Origin of the sequence: Colwellia sp. MB02u-6, assembly GCF_014077095.1 — a bacterium.
In the GTDB taxonomy this organism is placed as follows: domain Bacteria; phylum Pseudomonadota; class Gammaproteobacteria; order Enterobacterales; family Alteromonadaceae; genus Cognaticolwellia.
Window position 1 is genome coordinate 19,057 of sequence record NZ_JACGVG010000032.1, and the last position, 21,984, is coordinate 41,040.

Annotated in this window: 16 protein-coding genes; 9 read left to right on the forward strand and 7 right to left on the reverse strand. The window is 38.1% G+C overall.

The window, feature by feature from the left end:
- Positions 1–19: 19 nt before the first annotated feature.
- From H4J46_RS08230 to H4J46_RS08255, 6 genes are all read left to right on the forward strand, one after another.
- A complete protein-coding gene (locus H4J46_RS08230) occupies positions 20–502 on the forward strand; it encodes a DNA polymerase III subunit psi (protein ID WP_182233042.1) in 483 nt (160 codons plus the stop codon).
- Entirely contained in the window at positions 499–963 is a 465-nt protein-coding gene (rimI, locus tag H4J46_RS08235) for a ribosomal protein S18-alanine N-acetyltransferase (protein WP_182233043.1), read from the forward strand. The genes H4J46_RS08230 and rimI overlap by 4 nt, the downstream gene beginning before the upstream one ends.
- A gap of 405 nt (positions 964–1,368) precedes the next feature.
- Positions 1,369–2,226 (forward strand): delta-class carbonic anhydrase, encoded by an 858-nt coding sequence (locus H4J46_RS08240; RefSeq protein ID WP_182233044.1) that lies wholly within the window; start codon positions 1,369–1,371, stop codon positions 2,224–2,226.
- 491 nt (positions 2,227–2,717) lie between these two features.
- The gene (prfC, locus tag H4J46_RS08245) at positions 2,718–4,298 is read left to right on the forward strand and encodes a peptide chain release factor 3 (protein WP_182233045.1); all 1,581 of its coding nucleotides are present in this window, start codon (positions 2,718–2,720) and stop codon (positions 4,296–4,298) included.
- A 129-nt stretch (positions 4,299–4,427) separates the two neighbouring features.
- The gene (argS, locus tag H4J46_RS08250; RefSeq protein ID WP_182233046.1) at positions 4,428–6,167 is read left to right on the forward strand and encodes an arginine--tRNA ligase; all 1,740 of its coding nucleotides are present in this window, start codon (positions 4,428–4,430) and stop codon (positions 6,165–6,167) included.
- 94 nt (positions 6,168–6,261) lie between these two features.
- The gene (locus H4J46_RS08255) at positions 6,262–7,074 is read left to right on the forward strand and encodes a TatD family hydrolase (RefSeq protein WP_259365740.1); all 813 of its coding nucleotides are present in this window, start codon (positions 6,262–6,264) and stop codon (positions 7,072–7,074) included.
- 45 nt (positions 7,075–7,119) lie between these two features.
- On the opposite strand, the gene H4J46_RS08260 is transcribed toward H4J46_RS08255, so the two are convergent.
- A complete protein-coding gene (locus H4J46_RS08260; RefSeq protein WP_259365743.1) occupies positions 7,120–7,722 on the reverse strand; it encodes an AhpA/YtjB family protein in 603 nt (200 codons plus the stop codon).
- Positions 7,723–7,829: 107 nt separating this feature from the next.
- Between H4J46_RS08260 and serB the strand changes: the two genes are divergently transcribed.
- Positions 7,830–8,870 carry a phosphoserine phosphatase SerB gene (gene serB, locus H4J46_RS17510; protein WP_310650219.1) on the forward strand — a complete coding sequence of 347 codons (1,041 nt, stop codon included), beginning with the start codon at positions 7,830–7,832 and terminating at the stop codon, positions 8,868–8,870.
- Positions 8,871–9,029: 159 nt separating this feature from the next.
- Here the strand turns inward: serB and H4J46_RS08270 are convergent, their stop codons facing one another.
- Positions 9,030–11,483, reverse strand: a complete 2,454-nt coding sequence (locus tag H4J46_RS08270; RefSeq protein ID WP_182233048.1) for a PilZ domain-containing protein — start codon at positions 11,481–11,483, stop codon at positions 9,030–9,032.
- Between the two features lie 360 nt (positions 11,484–11,843).
- Here H4J46_RS08270 and radA point away from each other — a divergent pair, with 360 nt between their 5' ends.
- Entirely contained in the window at positions 11,844–13,232 is a 1,389-nt protein-coding gene (gene radA, locus H4J46_RS08275; protein WP_182233049.1) for a DNA repair protein RadA, read from the forward strand.
- A 293-nt stretch (positions 13,233–13,525) separates the two neighbouring features.
- On the opposite strand, the gene H4J46_RS08280 is transcribed toward radA, so the two are convergent.
- The 3 genes from H4J46_RS08280 to metA form a co-directional block, all read right to left on the reverse strand.
- Entirely contained in the window at positions 13,526–13,945 is a 420-nt protein-coding gene (locus H4J46_RS08280; RefSeq protein ID WP_182233050.1) for a BLUF domain-containing protein, read from the reverse strand.
- Positions 13,946–14,747: 802 nt separating this feature from the next.
- On the reverse strand, positions 14,748–18,440 hold the full coding sequence (metH, locus tag H4J46_RS08285) for a methionine synthase (RefSeq protein ID WP_310650220.1): 3,693 nt from the start codon (positions 18,438–18,440) through the stop codon (positions 14,748–14,750).
- Positions 18,441–18,468: 28 nt separating this feature from the next.
- Positions 18,469–19,419 carry a homoserine O-succinyltransferase gene (gene metA, locus H4J46_RS08290; RefSeq protein WP_182233052.1) on the reverse strand — a complete coding sequence of 317 codons (951 nt, stop codon included), beginning with the start codon at positions 19,417–19,419 and terminating at the stop codon, positions 18,469–18,471.
- 336 nt (positions 19,420–19,755) lie between these two features.
- On the opposite strand from metA, the gene H4J46_RS08295 reads away from it, so the two are divergent.
- Positions 19,756–20,406: a methyltransferase gene (locus H4J46_RS08295; RefSeq protein ID WP_182233053.1), complete on the forward strand. Its 651-nt coding sequence runs from the start codon at positions 19,756–19,758 to the stop codon at positions 20,404–20,406.
- A gap of 77 nt (positions 20,407–20,483) precedes the next feature.
- On the opposite strand, the gene H4J46_RS08300 is transcribed toward H4J46_RS08295, so the two are convergent.
- Positions 20,484–21,077 (reverse strand): HD family hydrolase, encoded by a 594-nt coding sequence (locus H4J46_RS08300; RefSeq protein WP_182233054.1) that lies wholly within the window; start codon positions 21,075–21,077, stop codon positions 20,484–20,486.
- Between the two features lie 182 nt (positions 21,078–21,259).
- Positions 21,260–21,934, reverse strand: a complete 675-nt coding sequence (locus H4J46_RS08305; RefSeq protein WP_182233055.1) for a YoaK family protein — start codon at positions 21,932–21,934, stop codon at positions 21,260–21,262.
- Positions 21,935–21,984 lie beyond the last annotated feature (50 nt).

Consider the following 21,984-nt stretch of genomic DNA (forward strand, 5'->3'; position numbering starts at 1 on the left):
CAACTGTAGCTAAAATGATATGAGCATTAATAAAAAACAATTTGAATTATTACAAGCGATGGGCATTACCGTTTGGCAAAGGCGAAAACTATCCAGCCATAACTTATTGTCACCTAATGCTACTGAAATTGCTCAAAATGACGCTACAAATAGCGACTCAAGCACCGCAGTTACCTCACCCGCATTATCACAATCAAGTCCGGATACAATTAAGAAAATAGTACAAACAGCAGAAAGTGACTGTCTTGCTGTCGATCTAAAGTCATTACTTAAACAACCGCTATTTAAAGATATTATTCGTTGTTTAGGTGCGAATAGCGCCGATTTATCCATTAGCCATAATAAAATCGATTTAGGTATTATTAATTGGCAATTCACGCCAAATGAACGCATTGAATTTAAGCATAACTGCTTAAGTACACCCGATTTAACCACGCTTGCCAACTCGCCAGAATTAAAAAAATCATTGTGGCAATCAATAGGATCTTTAAGCTCAACATGAAGAAAATAATAAATACTACCTTTACGCCTGTGCATCAAGATATAGTTGAACAGCTTATGGTGATTGAACTTGCCTGCCACCCACACCCGTGGAGTGAAAAAACCTTTAGAAGTTGTATCAGTGGGCGATATTTTGGTGATTATTTAACCATAGATAATAGTATTGTCGGTTTTTATGTTGGCGAATTCATATTAGGTGAAGCAACATTAATGGATATTTGTGTTATGCCGGAGCAACAAGGTAAAGGTTACGGTAAAGCTCTGTTGTTACAGTTTTTCACATATTGTAAAACACTTGCTACTGACAGTATTTTCCTCGAAGTACGGGCAAAAAATATTAGCGCACAAATGCTTTATATTAATCAAGGCTTTACTGAAATATCACGCAGAACCGGCTATTACCCAAGTAATACTGGTTTTGGTTATGAAGACGCTATAGTGATGTCAAAAAAACTAAAATAAACTAAGCTAAAGTTAGGTGAAGTAAAAGTCTGCGTGGTTTTGCCATAATAACGCACAATAAAACCTTTACCATTTTTCTCCTCAATACTTTGGATAATACTGACTTTATTATCAAACCATTGTGTCTGGAAGACAATGTCAGGCAAATTCTGTCTGGCCAAACTTGTCTGGTTAAGCTGAGCAATTACTGCTTAACCTATCTCTAGCCGCCTCAGCAGAATTACACTGCCCTTAACAACTTATGACTATCACTAAATTTATAGCCAATAACTGAACTATTACTGCTTGCTATATTATCTTCAGTCATTACAATTATATTTCATAATTTTAAAGTCTATTATTCAACACCTTGTCTAAAACATGATAATGTGCGATGACTAGATTAATGCTAATTTTGGAGCTCTAATGATTAAAATAAATTACTTCCTAGCAATTATGCCACTGATTTTATCACTCACTGTTCAGGCGAATTCAACGCACTTAAACACGGTTAGCAACGACCTTATTAGTCAGCAAAGAACCGCACTTGCCAACAACACAAAAAATAAAGGTTTTGGCCCACAATCTCCTAGAGATATAGATGCTATTGTGGGCACAAACACTATTGATTTTGGCACAGCACCCGCCTACGAAACCATGAATTTATGCAACATTCATTTTCACAAAAATGCTGAGCATGCCGGTGGACAATTTACCCAATATGCCGGTAATGGTGATGGTCAAGGATATCAAAGCGGCTATCTATATTCAGGCAAGTTAACTGCACAGCAACTACAACCAGTATCTAAGAATGTTTGTCCTAGTAAACACGGCGGCTTACAATCTGGCGATACCATTGAAGTGCATTACGTTCATTCATCTGCGCAGATAAAACCTGGAGCGACGTTAGGTGCTTGTTTAAGTGAGTCGATTAAAAACCCCCAACTACGAGTGGAAACTCAGGTCTATGTCCTGGTTAACAATAATAACGCGTTAAACTTTAATCAGTTAACCTTAGTTGGCAAAAAAAACAAACAATATCAAGCACTAAATCTGCCCAACAATACCGGTAAACCCGTGGTATATAGTGGCTCAACCACTGGCCCTAGTTATAATGAAGTAGGTTCGCCTTTTCAAATCACTTGGAGTGTTCGACCTGAAGTGGCTAAAGTCAATATTGATACAATAGCTCAGTGGTGTGAAAGCAATGAGTTTAACGAAGATCATGCCCATGGAGTCAGAAACTTAATCACTAATCATGAATTACTTTCACCGATCAAGTAGTCAGATGTTAATAACTCAGTAATACAAAAATAAAAAGCAAGCTATAAGGTTTGCTTTTTACCTTATGCTGTTTTAATTGAACGACAATACAACACCTTCCTTTTCTTTACTTAATATAAATCAAATATCTACTATATTGAGCAGACAAAAACTTTAAATAACATAAGCTTGTTTAGCAAAAAAACATAATTAGTTATAAAACATGCAAAGGGTGATCATACTTATATTTTCTTAACTATTTATTAGTTATTCATTTGATAAAAAGGCTAACCCATCATTGATTAAGCGCACGTCAATAGTTAAAATTTGCCTTAGCACAATTAAAGAAATGCTCTGTCTAGCAAGAACCATTACCTATCAGGGTAAAAAATAGAAAATAAAGTGACAATACAAGATATTGTTACTGCCCTTCGCACTCGTTTTCGCTATAATGTTGCGCTTTAAAATTTAAGTTAAATTTTTTTCATCCACTTTAAAAACAGGTAATTTGCATGTCTGTACAACAGCAAGAAGTCGACCTTAGACGCACCTTCGCTATTATTAGTCACCCTGATGCAGGTAAAACGACTATCACTGAAAAGGTCTTACTTTTTGGTCAAGCTATACAAAAAGCAGGTACCGTGAAAGGTAAAAAATCGGGACAACATGCAAAATCTGACTGGATGGAAATGGAAAAAGAACGTGGTATTTCAATTACAACTTCTGTAATGCAATTTCCGTATAACAATTGTTTAGTAAATTTACTCGATACCCCCGGCCATGAAGACTTCTCCGAAGATACTTATCGAACACTGACCGCAGTCGACTCTTGCTTAATGGTGATTGACGTAGCTAAAGGTGTTGAAGCGCGTACCATTAAACTGATGGAAGTTACCCGTTTACGCGACACCCCTATCATTACCTTCATGAATAAAATGGACCGCGATGTGCGAGATCCAATGGAAGTCATGGATGAAGTTGAAGACATATTAAAAATAAAGTGTGCCCCTATTACTTGGCCAATTGGCATGGGTAAAGAGTTTAAAGGTGTCTATAATATTTTGACTGATGAGATATATTTGTATCAGACAGGTCAAGGTCATACTATTCAAGAAAAACGTGTTATTAAAGGCATAGATAACCCAGAGCTAGATGCCGTTATTGGTAATTACGCTGAAGACTTACGTGAAGAATTAGCACTGGTTGTTGGTGCTTCTCATGAATTTAATCATGAAGAATTTTTAAAAGGCGAATTAACACCCGTATATTTTGGTACTGCATTGGGCAACTTTGGTGTGGACCATATGCTAAACGGTCTTACTCGCTGGGCTCCTAAGCCATTATCACGCGAAACTGATACCCGAATTGTTAAAGCTGAAGAAGAGAAGTTTTCTGGTTTTGTCTTTAAAATCCAAGCCAACATGGACCCTAAACATCGTGATCGCATTGCCTTTATGCGCATTTGTTCAGGCAAGTACGAAAAAGGCATGAAGATGAAACAAGTCCGCATCGGCAAAGACGTTAGAATTGCTGATGCTGTAACTTTTATGGCCGGTGATCGATCTAATGTCGAGCAAGCTTATGCTGGTGATATTATTGGCTTACATAACCACGGTAGTATTCAAATTGGCGATACCTTTACCGCAGGTGAAGATATGAAATTTAGTGGTATTCCAAATTTTGCGCCAGAAATGTTCCGTCGTATTCGTTTACGCGATCCACTCAAAGCAAAACAATTACAAAAAGGCCTGATTCAATTATCAGAAGAAGGTGCAGTACAAGTATTTAGACCCTTTAACTCTAACGATATGATCGTTGGTGCGGTAGGTGTATTGCAGTTTGAAGTTGTCGTACAACGCTTAAAAACTGAATACAAAGTTGACGCTATTTATGAACCGATCAGCGTAGCGACTGCACGCTGGTGTACTTGTGATAACGAGCGCACTTTAGAGAAATTTCAAAAGAAAGCTTATGATAACCTAGCACTTGATGGTGGCAATAATTTAACCTATATCGCCCCGACTATGGTTAACTTAAGTCTAGCGCAAGAGCGCCACCCAGATATTGAATTTCAAAAAACACGTGAGCATTAATAAGTGTCTTGTAATTGAAAACCATTGATAGCCCATAATTTATCCATAAGCGTAATTAAAAGTATTACGCTTATTCACTCAAGTTATCGCCGCTCACTTGAGCCTTTAATCGAAGAAGAGTTAATTTAAATGAATATTAGCAACATCCTGAATGAAAAAGTTAAGCTTGCTATGACAGCGGCAGGTTTACCAGAAGGTACAAACCCTGCGATAAGTTTATCTAACCGAGCAAATTTTGGTGACTACCAAGCTAATGGTGTCATGGGTGCGGCTAAAAAATTAAAAACCAATCCACGTGAACTGGCAACTAAAGTAGTTGCTGCTCTGGACTTAACCGGTATCGCTGAAAAAGTTGAATTAGCCGGCCCTGGCTTTATTAATATTCATTTAGACAAAAACTGGTTAGCAAACCAATTAAATACAATATCAAATGACAAAAATTTAGGCGTAATACAAGCAATAAAGCCTCAAAATGTTGTCGTTGATTACTCTGCTCCTAACCTGGCAAAAGAAATGCACGTAGGGCATTTACGCTCAACCATTATTGGTGATGCCGTTGTGCGCGCGCTTGAGTTTCGTGGTGAACATGTTATCCGCCAAAATCACATGGGTGATTGGGGTACACAGTTTGGTATGTTATTAGCCCATTTAAGCGATAAGTTAGCGTCTAATGAAGTGGCAGAAACTGCCCTTTCAGATCTAGAAAACTTTTATCGTGAAGCGAAAGTGCGTTTTGATAACGAAGACGGCTTTGCTGATCGTGCTCGTGATTACGTCGTAAAACTGCAAAGTGGCGATGGCCATTGTGCAAAACTTTGGCAACAGTTTATTGATATTTCAATTAGCCATAGCGAAGAAATTTATCAAAAACTCAACGTGACCTTAGCCCGCAAAGATATTATGGGTGAAAGTGCATATAACGATGATTTATCAAACGTTATTGATGAACTCATGGCACAAAAAATAGCGGTAGAAGATCAAGGCGCTAAAGTTGTTTTTATTAATGAAATGGCCAACAAAGATGGTGATCCCTCAGTATTTATCGTACAAAAGTCTGGCGGCGGTTACTTATATGCCACCACCGACCTTTCAGCTTGTCGCTACCGAAGTGGTCAGTTAAAAGCTGATCGTATTATTATTTTTACTGACGCTCGTCAAGCTTTACACTTTAAGCAAGTTGAAATTGTCGCGCGTAAAGCCGGTTTCTTACCCGAGCATGTCAGTTATGATCATTGCCCATTTGGTATGATGATGGGAGACGACGGCAAGCCTTTTAAAACGCGAACTGGTGGCACAATAAAACTAGCTGAATTACTTGATGAAGCCGTTATTAGAGCCAAAGCCGTGATTGCTGAAAAGAACCCTGATTACAGCGAAGCACACTTAACTGAAATTGCCAAAAAAGTGGGTATTGGCGCGGTCAAGTTTGCTGATTTATCAAAAAACCGTACCAGTGATTATATTTTCAACTGGAAAACCATGCTGAGTTTTGAAGGTGCTACCGCGCCCTACTTACAGTATGCTTATTCTCGTATTCAAAGTATTTTTACTAAAGCAGACTTTTCAGCCAATAATAACTTACCCGCCATTGCTATTGTTGAACCACAAGAAAAAGCCTTAGCACTAAAATTATTGCAGTTAGAAAATGTTATCGACTCAGTTATTAGCGAATGTACACCAAACTTGCTGTGTAATTATTTATATGAACTGGCCAGTCTTTATATGAGTTTTTACGAAGCCTGCCCAATATTAAAAGATGATATAGCCAGTGATGTACAGCAATCGCGACTGGCACTAAGCTACATAATTGCCAATACGCTTAAACAAGGTTTAGATATTTTAGGCATTGACGTAATGGAACGCATGTAAATAAGATAGCCATACTAGGTAGTGTTGATTCGCTCATTAAAAAAGTGAATTAACACTTCGAAAATGGTTAGTTAACGTAAAGTGGGGGGAGCAAATGACAGACATGCTAAGCTTTACCGACAGCCATTGTCATCTTGATTTTGACGCTTTTTCTGCCAATTTACCCGACTTACTTAAGCAATGCCAGCAAGCGAATATTCACCATATCGTTATACCTAGCATTGGCCCTAAAAACTGGCATAAGACACTAACACTAGCAAAAAATTACAGTAGTGAAACACTAACATTGCATCCGAGTTTAGGTATTCACCCTTGGTTTCTGAAGGACTTAAGTGCTGATAGTCTGACTGTTTTAGAACACTTAGTTAAAAGTCATCGCAATGATATTGTGGCTATCGGTGAAGCAGGTATTGATGGCGTTATTGCTCAAGCAGAAAATAATTTAGCGCAGCAAATTCAAGTTTTTGAACAACAACTTACCTTAGCAAAATCCTACCAGTTACCCATTATTGTTCATCATCGTAAATCGCATCAGCATATTATCACTATGTTACGACAAATAAACCTTACTAAAGGTGGGATTATCCACGCTTTTTCAGGTAGTTACCAGCAAGCATGTCAGTATATTGATTTAGGTTTTAAACTGGGTATCGGCGGCACAATTACCTATCCACGCGCGGAAAAAACCATTCAAGCCATAAAGCGACTACCACTAGCAAGCTTAGTGTTGGAAACAGACGCACCATCAATGCCATTATATGGTTTTCAAGGCCAAGATAATTCGCCCTTACAGCTGATTAAAGTATTTCAAGCACTGGTAAGCATACGCTCTGAATCATCGAGTGAAATTGCCCATGCATTGGAGTCGAATATAAACACTGTTTTAGCTTTCGCTAAAGCTAGGTAAAACAGAGTTAAACATAGATAAAACAGTGTTAAAAAATGCTTGACACTAACGGCTAGGTGGTCTAAAACCTTGACGGCTAAAACGATTTAATCCACGAGTTAAGAGAAAGCCAATAACGCCTGCCACCATCATCAACAAACGCATAATATCGTATTGATCACGGCTATTTTTAATCAGTTCATCGGCTAATATTGAGCGATAAAGCGAGAGTCGAATATAGCCGTGCAATTTATCTGTTCGCAGTTCCTGCACGAAAGGGATCACATCATCAGTTTGGTTTATTTTTCGCAGGCTAAGACCAAAAAGATCATTAATAGATTCTGCTTGCTCTGAACTGGCAATGTTTTGCCCAGTAATACCATAAATATGCACACTCTTTACTAATGGTTGCTGTACTAAGTTGTCGGTATATTGCTGTAACTGGCTAGGGTTTTGCGCCAAATAAGGTAATGTGCTTGTTGCTGCTTGTGCTAAATAAAGCTGGCCCATTTTACTGGCATGATCTTGGATCTGTAGTTGATGATTATCACGACTGCTCACCCAAAAATCCATCAAAAATACTAATAATAAAATAGCGAGCGCTAATTGTAATATTTTATTATAAATCGGTGATAATTTAGGGTATAAAGGCTGTTCTATTTGCTTCATCAAACGAATTGCTTCCTATATTTCTATAACTGTATTATAGAACCATATTTCAACTTTTTATACTAGGACAGTTATTTTAAATCGTGTTTTTCATATAAGGTAGTATCGTGACAACCCAAAAAAAATTATTTTCTTTAGACAATATCCAGCACTTAAATTTAATACAATGGCTACCGGTTGACGCAAGCTCGAACAATATCGCCATTACTTTTGATAAAACGCAACAAGCCTTTGTTTTATCTGATAATAATAATAACAACCTACCAAGCCTAACAAACTCATCAGAAACCATAGAACTTATTGTTTTTGGTGATCTTAAAGTTACTACTTTAGTCAATTTGCTGAGCAAGTGTGAATTAACCCTGCACTGCCTGCATAAAATTAATCAACGTAATAACGCTACAAGCTACCGATTCGGTGTACAAATAAAGGATATTAAACAGGCACAAGATCGCCTCGCTAGCTTTAATATTAGTGAACAAATTGAATCGGCGTTATTACTGAATGCGCCAACACTTTCAACACCTGGCTTATTGGTCATGGATATGGACTCGACCACCATAAAAATTGAATGTATCGATGAAATAGCGGTACTGGCGGGTGTTGGTGAAGAAGTAGCAGCAGTGACTGAACTGGCCATGTTAGGAGAGCTAGATTTCAGCCAGAGTTTACATCAACGTGTTGCTAAACTTGAACATGCGCCTGAAAAAATTTTGGCACAAGTCGCCAGTAACATCCCCTTAATGGAAGGCTTAGAAACCTTAGTTAGCGAACTGAAAAAACATCACTGGCGCGTTGCTATTGCCTCAGGTGGCTTTACCTATTTTGCCGACCACTTAAAACAAATGTTATCACTTGACGCTGCTGTAGCTAACGTTTTAGAAATAAAAAACAATCTTTTAACCGGAAAAGTGCTAGGTGAAGTTATTGATGCAAAAGCAAAAGCAAATTGCTTAGTAGAACTGAAGAATGAATTTAATATTGCGCCGACACAAACAGTTGCGATGGGCGATGGTGCCAACGACTTGGTCATGATGGCAGCAGCACACTTAGGTGTTGCCTTTCACGCTAAGCCTTTAGTACTAGCGCAAGCAGATGCTTGTATTACTACCTCAGGCCTAGATTGTTTACTGCATTGGCTTAAGTAGAGCTTTAGGGGCAAGTTAGCCTTTAACTAACTTGCCCCAAATTTTTCAACGTTAATATGTCATAGCAAGTTGATTAATTATCTGCTCATTCCAAATGGTTAAAATGAAAAAGGTGATCACTTGATTAATCAACTTGGTATCAGCCTTAGTAGTAAGACGTTAAGCGTTGCTCGTTGAACGATAGCGAAAAAGCTCTTCTTGAGTGATATCAAAAATTTGTCCGATGCCCAAAACACTCCAAATATTTTGTTCAATTTGTTTACCGCGATGAAGTGCATAAGCACTAATATAACTTAATTCAGGATGAAGGTAGCTCATGTCAGGTTCGCCAACGCGTGAAAGCTTTATCATCAGACAGAAAAATTGTCCATTTTTCAGCGCCTGATAAATAAAGCCTTGTTTTAATGCTTCACTATTTAACTCTGAAGACAATTTTATACTGACCGCTTTGTCTGCCTTGTCAGCACCAGCTTTAAACGCAATATACAGTACATGGCAACTTGGCGAGTCTGTTTCCTGCATTTTTTTTAGCTTAGCACTTAAGCTTGGCATTATATCCGCGTGACCCAAGATAGGATATAAGTTGTAATATAAATTACCATCACTTAATTGCTGCATTACTGACATTAAGTTGCCACGACAGTCTCCACCAGCGATCACCTCTGATTTATAACGACTACCACTTGTTTGCATAACAAGCGCAGGAACGGTTGAGCTTGCACTGTAGATATTACGAAATGCTCTGGCTAAGTCGGGGCTAAACGTATCACATTCGTCAGAGGTTAATTTATCGCTGTTTTTATCAATCAAAGCTTTAAAAAACTTACGGCCAATATGTTGATGCTGCTGAACAAAAATCCGTAAATTAATAATATTTTTAGCACTATTTACCCGTACAACTTCATAGGGTAAGTCAGTTAAAGCAAATGCTGAGGTTATTTTTTGTAGCTTTGGGAAACTTAAGTAAACCATGTCACCTTTGAGCAATATTGTTGTTTTATCTAATGAAATCTTCAAACCAGAGGTAGAAAAATCAAGAGAAATACCGGTTAAGATAACGTGATCAATTTCAACGTGAACTGGCGTTTTATAAGTAAAACGTAATTCTTGTCGCTTATTTCTATAGTTGATGCCAATATTATCAACACTGAACTTTTCACTTAAGCGTTTATGACCAAATCTTTTCAATTTAACGCTATTAATACCCTCATAAGACAAGGATTGATATGCCTGAATGCTTTCATTTTTTGTAACATCATTTATCACAACAATATAAGGTATTTTAGCCAATAATGCCTGAATCTCATTAGATATTGGCGCATTTAAATACGCATTTTTCTCAGTCATGCTATTAGATAAAGTAAAGTTTGACTGGGCGCGACTTGGCACTACATCCAACAAAGTGAGTTGGGTAATTAAAAAGTTTTCTTTTGCCGCTGCAAAAGCCAAAAACTGTGGGGTAAATTCAGGATCATCGCCAAGCTGGAGTTCATCGGCAGTATAAAAATATGACTTGCCTTGGCTTTGATGAATAAAACTAAACACTAATAGCGATTGTCCAGATAGCGCCAGCTTTTTAAGTCGAGTGATTCGTTCTGGTGTAATTAAACAAAATAATGTCGAATTATGTTTTTCATCCTGCCAATACTGATAAAGACCTTGGTTATTAGGGCAAGTCAGTGCATATTTTGGCGTTAAACTAGTATTATTTTTTTCAATAAAAACAGGTAATTCATTAGATTTAGGCAAGACATATTGTTCAAAACTGCGAGCTTGCAAGGCACTAATAGTATTATCTAAATTGATTTTGTAGCGACGTTTATTCCCTTGAATAAAGCTAACCATATATTGTGTAAAACTATTGGGGCCAAGCTTGTCTTGATGAGTTCTTTTAACACCTACCAGCTGCATATTATCTAATACGGTCAAATTTTTAACTACATAAGTAAAGTCGCTCTCAGCCATTAGTTGAAACTGATCTTCCAAACCACTGAAACGTATTGTAATTTTTTGACCAATACCAATAGGCCTTAGGTCATTCACTTTAAACTTACAGCCGCTGACACTTAAGTCTAAAGTGGTACATTTAAATTTTTGATCATTACCGATAGTGATTTGAATCGAGATAACAAAATTCATCCGCTCTTCAATTCGGTTATGATAAGGACCAAAGCTATAAAATTTTGCTGGATATTGCGATTTTTCAAATACTTTATTGCTGGCTTCTGGCGAGCCTTTACTGACCTGAGTTTTCTCTTTTTGATAAATAACCCGAAAGTTATTTTCGGTATTCATCGTTGCTTCGTAGACACCCAAACTATAGCTGCCATAACGCGTAAACGCTTCTGTAAAAACTAAACTGGCAACATTGTCTAAAAAATGTATCCTTTGTTCGTGTTGAAAAATCTTACACTCACCATCGACATGACCTCGTAAATCAATCAAACGAGTACAAGGTGCAGCAAGACGTTTTAATTCCATTTTTAATAGAAAACGTTCAGTCTGCGGAAGGCTCTTGGAGACAGCATAAAATTTAGTTTCAAAGTCACTATTTAAGACTTGGCCACTAAATTCATCAATAATTTTTTTATATTTTGAAAAATCTTTATTCATTTACGCTTCAATATCTTTACAATAAAGCCAACTACGCATCGTATATTAACTTAGTATCCATACCATGTTATAAAATCAACACCACAACACTATATTCAACGATAAATAGTAAACAATTTATCTTTAACTGTTTCAAAGCAATAACTATACCTGTTAACTTGCTATAAAAGCAGTAGAACTAAAAGTTTTTTTTACCATAAACTAAATGCTGATATTAGTTCAACTAAAACCCTGAATATAAAGCATAATAATTTTCCTGACAAACAACATTTAAGCATTTTACCTTGATGTTTTGTCATAATTTTGACTGATTGCATAGCAAGAGGTTAAAAAATTTAAATTTAAATAATAGGCAGCCAAATGGCAAAGTTAGTAAAATTAGAATTCGTTTGTACCGATTGTGGCATGAACTACCCTCGTTGGCAGGGTCAATGCCGATGCGGGGCATGGAATACCTTAGCTGAGATGAAAATCCCCGCCAGCCAAAGTAAACATCCAACAAAAAGTCGTATCTCAACCGGTGGTTATGCCGGTGGTACTGGCGGTGGCTCTAAAAAAATCAATGAAATAGCCTCTACTGAGGCTGAAAAGCAATTAACCGGCATAGGTGAGCTTGACCGAGTATTATGTGGCGGCGTTACTACAGGTTCTGTCAATATCGTATCAGGTGATCCAGGCGCGGGGAAAACGACCTTGCTGTCCGATTTAGTTGCCCGTATGTCAAAAATAATGCCGTCACTTTATTGTACTGCCGAAGAGTCGCTTTCGCAGTTCAAAAATAGGGTACAGCGTTTAAAGCTTGAGTATAATCCTGACGAATTGTACTTGTTGTCAGAAACCAGCGTTGAAGCTATTATTGAGGAGCTAGAGCAAAAGCAAATCAAATTTGCCGTTATTGACTCCATTCAAGCTGTGGTTACCGACAATGCTAATGGTAGCCCGGGCTCTCCATCACAGGTAAAAGGTGCTGCTCAGTTGTTAACGCAATACTGTAAACAAAATAACGTCACCATGTTTCTGATTGCACATGTCAATAAAAACAATGAAATTGCTGGACCTCAAACCTTAGTGCATATTGTTGATGCTTTACTACATATCGATACTAATGATGGCCAAATACGCACATTAAGAGCAAATAAAAATCGCTTTGGTGACATTGATACTGTGGGAATCTTTAAAATGTGTGAACGCGGTATGCTAAGTGTTGATAATCCCAGTGAAATATTTTTATCTGGCTCGAGTACTGAATCACCTGGCTCAGCCATTACTTGTATTCGCAAAGGCAATCGAAACTTACTATTAGAAATTCAGTGTCTCACCACAGAAACCGAAGCTGAGTTTCCACAACGCGTTTGTGTTGGCCTCAATATGAATCGTATTAAAATGTTAACCGGAATTTTACGCAAACATACCAAAACCAAAATTTATCATGATACATTTTTCAATATCATCGGGGGTCTAAAAATAGACGAGTCAGAAACCTGTATTGATCTTGCCTTAGTTACAGCATTGTTAAGTAGCTTGAATGAATTTGTTATCCCAAGAACCACTTGCATCATGGGTGAGTTGAGCTTAAATGGTGATGTGCGTCCGATTGACAGTGGTGTGCCGCGTGTTAAAGAAGCGGCTCAACATGGCTTTACTGAAATATTTATTCCATTTCGAAATTATCATAAATCGATGGAAGGCTTAGGCGCTAAAATATCGCCCGTAAAAACTATTCATGAGTTAATTGAACTGATTAAATAGTGCCTTGGTAACAGACATCGTTAGCGAGATTATTGCACAGTAAATGGCATAAAATAGCATTAGATCAATTGGCACTAATGCTACAAAGTGCGCTACATTGTGATAATAATCACTTTGTTTAACGATGGCTTTCATACGATAGCGACGGTTCAAGTTGAAAAACCGAGAGGGATCGGGATTTTTTATTTTGATTAAATATTATATTGCTAACACCGGCTTCAGTTATCCCACAATTTGAGCTTTTGCTATTAAACTGTAAACGCTGGTTACGATATTCAGTAACTCATTTTACTTTAAAGCATGTCTCGTAAGGTTAAAAATGTTTTCTTACCACGGTTGGGACTCTCTTTAATCATAGTAATAGGAGACATTTTTAGGTTAAATTCCTCATAACCAGCTGAAATTATTTTTATGATATTTTCGTCAAGTAGCTTAAATGTCATTGACCATTCACCAAAAGCTCTATCTTTGATATTCCCTTCATAGATCACTTCAATATTTCTATGTCGATTATCCATAAGAATAGTTTGAAACAGTGCTTTAACTTTATCTTCTTCTCCTTCTAGAATTTGCATGACCTCACGGTCGTGATACAACAGCATTCCGGTTATATCGAGTGCTTTGTTTTTTAATCGCCATTGTTTTAGCATAAGCATTAATTCGGCCTCTGATAAGCCTGCAGGAGAGATACTGGTATAAAGCAATTCAAACATAATAAGTTAACCCTATTTTAATCATTCTAAGTAGATTGAAACCCTAACAATATTATGCGAAATTCTCCGTAATATCTGCTGAATAATATTTCACAATTTTAAATAATTAGAAAGAGTAAATTTAATTTTTATTAAAACCTCACAAAATATTCTTTAGCTATCATAACAATCGTTTTACAGGTTTATTTACCCTATGAGATTGGCCATACAAAATGGAGCCCTGTTATGTCGATAACGCCTACTAAGAATTTAAACCTCTGATTCACCTAGTTGATGCAAAATAACGGCAATTAGCGAGCAGAAGCGTTAGCGTTAAACCAATAGTCAGCACTTTAAATGCACAAAAAAATCGTTGTTTTTTTTCAGTCCAAAATTTTCAGTCCAACAATTGCTCACTAAGTCTGAATCTGATGACTAAAAATTCAACCTAGCTCAACCACCGTCACTGATGAAACACTTGTCTTAGTTGAGTCTGTTTGTTGAGATAGTGTCACTCAATATAACCATTATATGATCAAAGCCAAATTATTTTTAAGGTTATTTAGCTCTAAAACAGCTTAACTTAAAGGTGTTTTCGTTATTGTATAACGAAAATTAAGCACACAATGACCTGAATCTTACAACGTTACCTTGTCCAAAGATGAGGGTGATAGCCAATATTAAAAAATTGCTATAGCTTATGTAGCTATAGCAATTTTTAGGTTTATAGCATTTTTTATTAGCCTATCTTTGCTGTTATTGCTGCGCTATAAGATAGGTGAATAAAAATATTCCCTCGTCACTTTAAGCTAAGACTTATAATTTAAGAAGGTTCATAATCTAAATTAGCTGACAACCAGCGCTCAGCTTGTGGCATGGTCATTTCTTTACGGGCGGCATAACTTTCAACTTGGTCTTGTGCCACTTTTGCCACGGCAAAGTATTTAGACTCTGGGTGCGCGAAGTACCAGCCACTTACCGCAGCACCAGGCCACATAGCAAAACTTGAGGTTAAGTCCATACCAATGTTTTCTTCGACATTAAGTAAGGTCCAAAGCAAGCCTTTCTCTGTGTGCTCTGGACAGGCGGGATAGCCTGGCGCAGGCCTAATACCCTGATACCTTTCACGAATTAAACTATCATTATCTAAGGTTTCATCTGGCGCGTAGCCCCAATATTCTTTGCGAATTTTCTGGTGTAAATATTCAGCGCTGGCTTCAGCTAGTCTATCGGCAACTGCTTTAATTAAAATACTATTATAATCATCGTGATCGGCATTAAAGGCTTTCACTAACGCCTCAACACCAAAACCAGCCGACACGGCAAAAGCGCCAATATAGTCATCAACACCTGAGGCTTTGTCTGCGACATAATCGGCTAAGCAACGATTATATTGGCCCGTGGGCTTTTTGCTTTGTTGACGTAATTGGTGCAATTTCATTAAGGGTTCAGTACGCGAGTCGTCAGTGTAAAGTTGTAAGTCATCTTGCTCACGATTAGCTGGAAACAAACCAAATACCGCTTTTGCAGTTAATTTTTTATTATTAATAACATCATCTAACATCGCATTAGCGTCATTAAATAACTTAGTTGCCTCCACGCCTACGACTTCATGTCTAAGAATTAAGGGATACTTGCCAGATAACTGCCAAGTCATAAAGAATGGCGTCCAATCGATATAATGCCTAACAATATTTAAGTCGATATTATCAAGTACAGTTACACCTAATTTATTGGGCACCTTAGGTGTATAGTTATCAAAGTTGATCGGCACCGCATTGGCACGCGCATCTTTCAAAGAAATCAAACTGGAACGCGGGCCTTTTTTGTAATGGCGCTCACGCACTTTAACGTATTCAGCTGTTTGGCGCTCAACAAAGGCAGCTCTATGCTCATCAGAAAGTAGTGTACTTACAACAGAAACCGAACGTGAAGCATTAGGCACATAAACCACAGGATGTTGATATTGAGGTTCAATTTTTACTGCGGTATGCGCTTTAGAGGTTGTGGCACCACCGATGAGCAAGGGTAAGTTAAATTCTTGGCGCTTCATTTCTTTAGCAACATGCACCATTTCGTCAAGTGAGGGAGTGATCAACCCTGACAAACCTATAATATCGACCTTTTCAGCACGGGCAACACGTAAAATTTCTTCACATGACACCATCACACCTAAGTCAATAATCTCGTAATTATTACACTGTAAAACCACACCAACAATATTTTTACCAATGTCATGAACATCACCTTTCACCGTTGCCAGCAATATCTTGCCGTTAGATTTTACTTCAGTTTTTTCTGCTTCAATAAAAGGGTTTAAATGTGCGACCGCTTGTTTCATTACTCGGGCAGATTTAACCACTTGCGGTAAAAACATTTCGCCAGCACCAAATAAATCACCAACCACATTCATGCCGTCCATCAACGGCCCTTCGATAACATCTAATGGCCGTTTAGCGACTAGTCTAGCCGCTTCAGTGTCCTCAAGAATAAACTCATTAATACCTTTAACGAGCGAATATTCTAGGCGTTTATTCACTTCTAACTCACGCCAGGTTAAATCAGCTTTGCTATTTTGACTACCGGCTTGGCCACGATATTCTTGTGCCACATCAAGTAGGCGTTCAGTAGCGCCGTCATCAGAGTTTTGTATAACGTCTTCAACTGCTAGGCGCAAGTTGTCGGGGATATCAGAATAAATCGCTAACTGGCCAGCATTAACAATCCCCATGTCCATACCATTTTTTATCGCATGATAAAGAAAAACCGCATGTATCGCTTCACGCACTGGATTATTGCCGCGAAATGAGAATGAGACATTAGAGACACCACCAGAAATCATGGCATGGGGTAAGTTTTGCTTAATGTCACCTACCGCTTCAATAAAATCACGCGCATAATTGTTATGCTCGTCAATGCCAGTAGCCACCGCAAAAACATTAGGATCAAAAATAATATCTTCAGCAGGATAGCCAATTTCATTGACCAAAATATGATAAGCGCGCTGACAAATTTGATACTTACGTTCACGAGTATCCGCTTGGCCTTTTTCATCAAACGCCATAATAATCACCGCAGCACCATAACGGCGCAGCAGTTCAGCTTGTTCACGAAAGTTGTCTTCACCCTCTTTTAAACTGATTGAATTTACAATGCCTTTACCTTGGATACATTTTAAACCCGCTTCTAAAATATCCCATTTAGAAGAATCCAGCATAATCGGCACTTTGGCGATATCTGGCTCACCAGCAATTAAATTCAGGAATCGAACCATGGCTGCTTGTGAGTCCAACATGCCTTCATCCATGTTGATATCAATAATCTGCGCGCCATTTTCAACTTGTTGCAAAGCTACTGCGATGGCTTGATCGTAATTTTCATCGGTAATTAAACGTTTAAAAACCGCAGAACCCGTCACATTGGTACGCTCACCTACATTAACAAACAAGCTATCATCTTTAATGGTCAGTGCTTCTAAGCCAGATAAACGACAAGCTATTTCTTTCGCTTTAATTTCCCGAGGCGCGATATTCGCTACGGCATCAGCCATGCCTTTAATATGCGCTGGTGTGGTGCCACAACAGCCACCAATAATATTTAAAAAACCCGCATTGGCCCACTCAGCAACATGCTCGTCCATATCTTCAACGGTAAAATCATATTCACCAAAAGCATTAGGCAAACCCGCATTAGGATGAGCAGAAACAGCCACATCTGAAATATGGCTTAATTCCTCCACATATTGGCGTAATTCAACCGGGCCAAGCGCACAGTTTAAACCAAATGAAATCGGTCTAGCGTGACGTAAAGAATTGTAAAAAGCTTCGGTGGTTTGCCCTGATAACGTTCGCCCTGATGCATCAGTAATCGTGCCTGAAATCATCACAGGTAAACGTTCACCACGACTTTCAAATACGGTTTCAACGGCAAATATAGCGGCTTTAGCATTAAGGGTATCAAATATTGTTTCAATTAAAATAATGTCACTGCCACCGTCAATCAAGGCATTGGTCGATTCAATGTAAGCATCTTTGAGTTGATCAAAGGTTACATTACGATACGCCGGGTCGTTAACGTCAGGAGAAATTGAACAAGTGCGATTTGTTGGCCCTAACACGCCAGCCACAAAACGTGGTTTATCTGGATTTTTCGCGGTAAATTCATCAGCGACTTCACGTGCTAATTGCGCCGCAGCGAAATTAATATCAGCACTGTACTCCGCCATATCGTAATCAGACATGGCGATAGTGGTGGCGTTAAAAGTATTAGTTTCAAGAATGTCAGCACCGGCAACAAGGTATTCGCGGTGAATAGCTTTAATAATCTCAGGTTGAGTCAGCACCAACATATCGTTGTTACCTTTAACATCGCTATGCCAATCAGCAAATTGCTCGCCACGATAATCTTGCTCTTCAAATTTATACGCTTGGATCATAGTGCCCATAGCACCATCTAAAATAAGAATGCGCTTTTTTAATTCGGCTTGTAATAGGCCATAAGAAATTGACTGCACCACAGGTGCTTTTGATTGAGTATTGACTTGCTTAGACACGAGATTTCCCTGGATGAATGGCTTTAATATGGTTTGCATCTAATTGATACGGCGTAATTTGATAAACGTAATAATTTAACCAATTGGTAAAAAGCAAACTACCATGGCTGCGCCACGTGTTTGCTGTGGCTGAATTGGGATCATTATCAGTAAAATAATTCTTAGGCATTGACGTGGTATGGCCCATTTCAAGGTCACGAAAATACTCTTCACTCAAGGTTGTTGCGTCATACTCTGGATGGCCGGTAAGGTAGACTTGCTGCTTGTTTTTACTCGCAGATAAATACACCCCGGCCTCAGTTGACTCCGCCAATATTTCTAGATGTTCCAGTGTTTGATAATCCGATTTATCGATATAACCATAACGAGAATGAGGCACATTAAAACTTTCATCGAAGCCTCGGGTTAACTGCTCTTCTGGTTTCAAACAATGGTGGTGATAAACACCAGAGAGCTTTTTTTTACGCAAATGTCGCTTTAAACCATAATGATGATAAAGCGCTGCATGTGCTGCCCAACAAGAAAACATAGTTGAAGTCACATTTTTTTCTGCCCAGTCAAACACTTGACAAATTTTGTCCCAAAAGGTTACTTGCTGATAATCCAACAACGCCAGCGGCGCACCGGTAATAATTAAACCGTCATATTGTTTATGTTTTATATCGTCGAACAAGCGGTAGAAATTATCTAGATGTGCTTGCGGCGTATTCTTAGATTCGTTGGCATGTATGCGGACAAATTCAACATTAATTTGCAATGGTGTATTAGCCAACATGCGCAGAATTTGCACTTCAGTTTCAATTTTATTGGGCATTAGGTTAAGAATAGCCACTTCCATTGGGCGAATTTCTTGATCTGCAGCGCGGCGTTCAGACATAACAAAAATATTTTCTTTGTCTAAAATCGTTAAAGCCGGCAATTCATCGGGGATTTTTATGGGCATAGTACTAACCTAATGTCGGGTAATTCATTATATCTGTGATCGCTATAAAACAACGCTGAAAAAAAATATTGCTCTTTACCATTTATATCTAACTACAATGTGACTTGGATTGCTAGCTATGTCAACCTCTAAACGTATAGACGTCTAAAAACTTTAATATGATTTAGCATTTTATCGTTTAGTCGCAAAGAAAATTTACGACAAAAAACCTCTAATGGCTCAATTATAGCGCACGAAATATATTGTCATTTAAGCTAAACACTGTAATCTTAGCCGACTCGCGCACTTGGTCATTTGTCTCCAGAGACTTGGCTCCGCGCCTACCTAGGCAGCACAATGAAAAACCTTCGTTACAGTTATCAAACAATCGAGTTTGGTAACACTGATATCCATCTTTGTACCTTACGTGATAAACAAGAATTTTATGACCCTGAAGACATTGCCCAAAACTTAGGCATTTCATCAGCAACTTGGTCTTTATTTGGTGTTATTTGGCCATCAAGCTTAGTGCTGGCACATTTTATCTCGCAATACCCCGTTGGCAAAAAACGGGTATTAGAAGTAGGCTGTGGCATAGCGCTTAGTAGCTTACTATTAAACAAACAAAAAGCAGATATAACCGCAACAGATTACCACCCAGAAGTAGGGAAATTTTTACTGAGAAACACCCTGCTTAATCAAGACGGTCCGATTAACTATGAGCAAACTAATTGGTCAAATAAACAAGATAGCTTAGGACTTTTTGATTTAATCATTGGTAGTGACCTACTATATGAAAATGAACATATTGAATTGCTTGCAAATTTCATCCAGGCCCATGCAAACAAAAGTTGTGAAGTTATTCTTGTTGATCCGGGTCGCGGACGCAAAACTAAATTAAGTACAAAAATGCTAAAATTTGGTTTTAGCTCTACCCATATTAAACCTGAGCATACCGATTACATTAAACAAGACTTCAAAGGTCATATTCTTAAATTTAAAAGATAGAAGCTTAGCTGCTTGTTGACTGATATATTAACAAGCAGCTAAGGCATTACTTTACATACCTAAAAGTTTTATTGACGCTAAGCATTGCGTAACCAGCCTTTTTCTACGGCAAACTCAATTTGCTCAGCAACATAAGTCCATAGTTTTGGTGCTAAACTATCTAAGAAATTGTGACGCGCAATAACTTCAGATCGGCTAACATTATGCTTAGCCCAGCTCCCTCCGTCATTTTTCATATTTTGCAGTAAAGGTAATACCCGATCCATTGCTTTGGCAAATTTAGCATCGGTTGTTTCTGCCGCTTCAAACTCTAACCACAAATTTAACATTTCTGAGCATTGCTGTTCAGGCAACAAACCAAAAATACGCTTTGCCGCTTCAAGCTCTTTTGCTTCTTGCGCATCAAGTTCTGCTTGTGCTGCAAAGGCAAAAGTATCGCCGGCATCAATTTCTACTATGTCATGAATAAGTAACATGATAGTGACTCGAGCAACATTGACTGGCTCTGCGGCATAAACATGTAAGGTTTGCGCCATCATGGCAATATGCCAGCTATGCTCAGCACTGTTTTCTGGTCTATTTTTGTCCGACTTTACCATCACTTTTCGGTAGACAGCTTTAAGACGGTCTAACTCTAAAATAAAATCTAATTGTTGCTTCAAGTCTTGCATTATTTCTCCTATATGAAAGCTAGCACGATGATTTTATGCTCACATAATTTGATATGGGGGGGGTTCATCGATAACTCCACCTTTGTAACAAACACAATCTGTTAAAGTGTCAATAAAGCGACCTAATAGACTAGTGATAAATTTATCCCCTACCTTGGCAACATGAAAAAATGGTAAAAGTGCTAGTTCCTAGCTTTGGCTTTGGCTTTGGCATTATAGATTGAATATATTAAAGCCAAGAAAATACAAATACCTGCGGGTACAAATAGCGCATAAAATTTAAACAAACTAAATAAATAAGTACCTAAGCCCCCACCGACAACAAATCCTATAATAATTAGCAGAAATAATAATGCCTTTCTATTATCAAATGTATCGCCCCTTAATTTTGCACCTAACATAATACCCAAATCAGTAAAAATACCTGTGACATGAGTTGTTCTGATCACCGCACCACTATAAGTAGTGGCTAAGGCATTCTGCAATCCACACGCTGTTGAGGCTAAATAATGGCCATTTAAAGAGTCTTTTGTTAAGAAATAAATAGCACCAAAAAGCAATGCCGCTTCTAGGTACAGCAAACCACTATAATTGCGGCCTAATTTTAATGCCCCACCATGTATAAAGTAACCCGATATACCTGCCCCTATTAAAAAGCTAAATAAAATAAGCAGTAAATGAAAAGCATCAGTAAATGTCGAGTTTACAACTCCTGTGCCAAGCAGTGTAGCCGTGCCAGATAAGTGCGAAATCGATTGATGTTTAAAGCCTAACAATCCAACCGCATTAATAAGTCCGGCCACTAAAGCAAGCACAAATGCACCGTATTCTACCCATCGGGGTAATTTTGAAATCACTATATTCCTTAAGCTCTTAGCACCTATTTGAGTATAAAATTAAGGTCAGC